This is a genomic window from Bacillus sp. SRB_8 (assembly GCF_003264205.1).
Taxonomy (GTDB): Bacteria; Bacillota; Bacilli; order Bacillales; family Bacillaceae_G; genus Bacillus_A; species Bacillus_A mycoides.
This window is the reverse complement of sequence record NZ_NADT01000014.1, coordinates 1-3,129: the sequence shown is the minus strand read 5'-3', so window position 1 is coordinate 3,129 and position 3,129 is coordinate 1. Positions and strand designations below refer to the sequence as shown.

The following is a 3,129-nucleotide window of genomic DNA, read 5'->3' as shown; positions in this document are numbered from 1 at the left end:
TTCTATCTAAAAGTTTACTTTCAGAAATGATAACAACAGTCTAATTATTTAAGGTGAATTTAAGATTGTTTTCATAGATATTTCTAATTTATATATTATAATTGAAATATTAAGTTGTGTTTATGGAGGATGTTATAGGGTGAACTACAAAAAAGGTATTATGATAGGTCTATTATGTGTATTTGTTTTTTCATTAGGTGGTTGTGATTTTTTCGATGGATTTAAAAGTGGATTCAGTTCTAAAACTGAAAAAGTAGAAAATCAGGAAAAATAATAAAATTTTATAGATGTTTTGAGGCCAAAAGATGACTTATCCAATGTCATATTTTGGATTTTTTCTAGTGAAATTGAAAGTAAACTTCTATTGAAAAGTTTATATTCGAGAGAAGTAAACAAGAGTCCTATTAATTTAGGACTCTTTTCTAGTTTAAATAGGGTTAATATTACTTGTTTTTTTAGTGAAAATAAAATAAGTGATCAATATTATGCTAATTATATAATGTATTGTGATTATCCAAAAATCGCGAGTGATAAATGTTACTGTTATAGTTAGAGAAAGATTTGTTAAAGCAAATAGAAGATATAAAATTGTTTCTTTTTTATTCCACTTTTTTCTGTTAATAAGAATATAAATAAATCCTATCAGAGGAAGAATAAAGCAAAGCAAAAAGATCAATTTGTTTTTAAAATTCCAAGATGCTGAAGTTTGTAGTTTCATTCAAGTCTCCTTTTGATTATATATTCAAGTTATTAATACATATTTTAACACAAATGGTTAATTTAACATTGATTTAGGGAACTAAAAATGAAAGTAAACTATTGATAAAAAGTTTACTTTCGTATTTATAATAAATAAAAAGCACTTTTTAATGTTTTTAAAAGTGTTTTTAACTTGATGTTGATGTGACGGAACCTCAAGTATGTAGAAATTTAAAAAAGTCCCTTCATAATGCTAAAGGGACTTTGCTCATACAAATGATCTGCACATCAATTCATCTTTGATATACAGATCATTTGTATGATAATTTTTATAAATAATTGCTAAATAATGAACTTACATAAATGCTTTTAAAAGTTCTTGAACTAATGGAAGTGCTCCACCTACAAATTTTAAAACTGTCATTGCGATTGCCATATTATTTCCTCCTCTTTTTTTCGTATTAAGATGTGGTGAATCTTTATAACCTCATTATAGTAAGCGCTTACATTTATAACAATACATTTCTATATGCAATATTACATATTTATATATTTAGAAAAAAATTAGACCTCTATTAGTCATTCCTTAATGGTACCATAGCGAGGTGAGAGTCTTTAAGGGTTCTCCTTAATAGGAGGAAACAGATATGGAAAGAGTACAAGCGATTATTGACAGTAATCTGAAATTCAAGAGCTGGGTTAAACAGGTACTAGCTATAGGCAGAATATTAGGGTTCTGCTACTTGGTATTATATGTTTTATGTTTCTTAATTGTTATGTAAATATATACAACTATACTAGTGAAGCCTTACCTACAGAGGTAAGGCTCTTTTGTTGTATCTGAGGTGAATTTTTTTTGGAGGTACTCCAAAATATTGGGTTGATGGGCATGGGGTGGGATCCCAATAATCACTAAATTCTCCTCTCTCCTTACAACGAGAATAACAACGTATTTTTTATTTACTCAATTACCGAAGTCTCAAATGTTTTAAATAGTTTCTTATCCCCTAATCACCGAGTACGTTTATTTCTCCAAATTACTGTCCATAATAATAAACAAAGACAAACCCTTTATCCTTAAGATATAGACGCTTTCTCAATGGTATCAAACTCGGTGATTAGGAGGTAGTGGTATACTCTCTTTTTCTTGTAAACTTTATGCAATTATACATATCCGTAAAAATCGCACCAAATAAATATTACATGTAGTAAAATATAAATCGTGGATGCGTTCTATAAAGCAGAATCTTTTGAAAGGCGTAACATATCGATCTCAAATCTCTTGTATTTTGTGTACTAACAATCTGATGTATATAGACGATTCTGTTTTATTGGATGTGTTTACATGTATAACAAAGGGATAATACGGATAAATTTATATTAAATAAACGTGGTTCAAGTCGGAGGAAGGCACCTTAGGGTGTCTTTTCTTTTGTCCATACACTGGTATATTTAAAGTGTAGAGAGGGGCATCTGAATAAAAACAAACAGTAAATAGGTTTTAATGCCATTTGTCTTATTCCCCCTTTTCGAGGGGATGGGCAAAAACACCCTATTTGGGGTTACAATATCATTTCGAGAAAAGTGTACGCTAGGAAGTTTATAAAGGCTGTAACTACTTAACAAACGTTTATAAATGTTTTCCGATGTATTTATAAACGTGATAATCCTTGATTTTATAGGGATGCAAGTTATGTCCGTAAAGGTATACCTTTATAAACGATCGTTTACTTTCTCTATTTTTGAATGGGGATCTTCTTTTTTGATAGGGTTAGGCTCTCTACATTGGGAACACATCAATTTCTTTGGGGAATATAGTTTTGAGGGATTACATTTAACCAATTTACAATCCTTACGTCCTTTGTATATAAAAGAGGTGACTTATTCTTAACAGAGTAAAATCTGGCTGTTTCTTGTCTACATTTGCTTAGCTTGTTTTTTTCGAAATGCTGGGGTACTCCTAGTATGGCAAAAGTTTAATTTATTAAATATTAAGAATAATTAGTATAAAATCTATCAATTTACTATATATGTAATTTATGTAAGTATTGTTATAAAGACATTTTTTAAAACTTTCCCCTAATAAAGTTTTGAAAGAGTTGTCTCATGTAAATATTCTCCATGTTGTAAATATGCCAAGAAAAGAGAATCCAAATGGATTCTCTTTTCTTTGTAATAAATATAATTAAAATCAACATTAATATAATTGAATTTTAAAATATTAGTAATCTTTCCTCCCTATTATTAGAGTAGGGGGTGAAGAGTATGTTCAATTGGACAACACCGGGTGAAGTAATAGTTGGCATATTACTTTTAGGAGAAATAGCAATTGCAACTAGATACACAATTAATCAGATACAATAAAGTATCTATAAACTTACGTGCTTTTTTCTTTGTTGTATAACAATTACACATTAAACGTGCATTTCA

General features: G+C 29.0%; 1 protein-coding gene. It reads left to right on the top strand.

All coding sequences use genetic code 11. The annotated features are described in order from the left end of the window. Nucleotides 1-139 precede the first annotated feature (139 nt). On the top strand, nucleotides 140-274 hold the full coding sequence (locus tag B5P40_RS33405; protein ID WP_002192067.1) for a hypothetical protein: 135 nt from the start codon (nucleotides 140-142) through the stop codon (nucleotides 272-274). The last annotated feature ends 2,855 nt before the right edge of the window (nucleotides 275-3,129 follow it).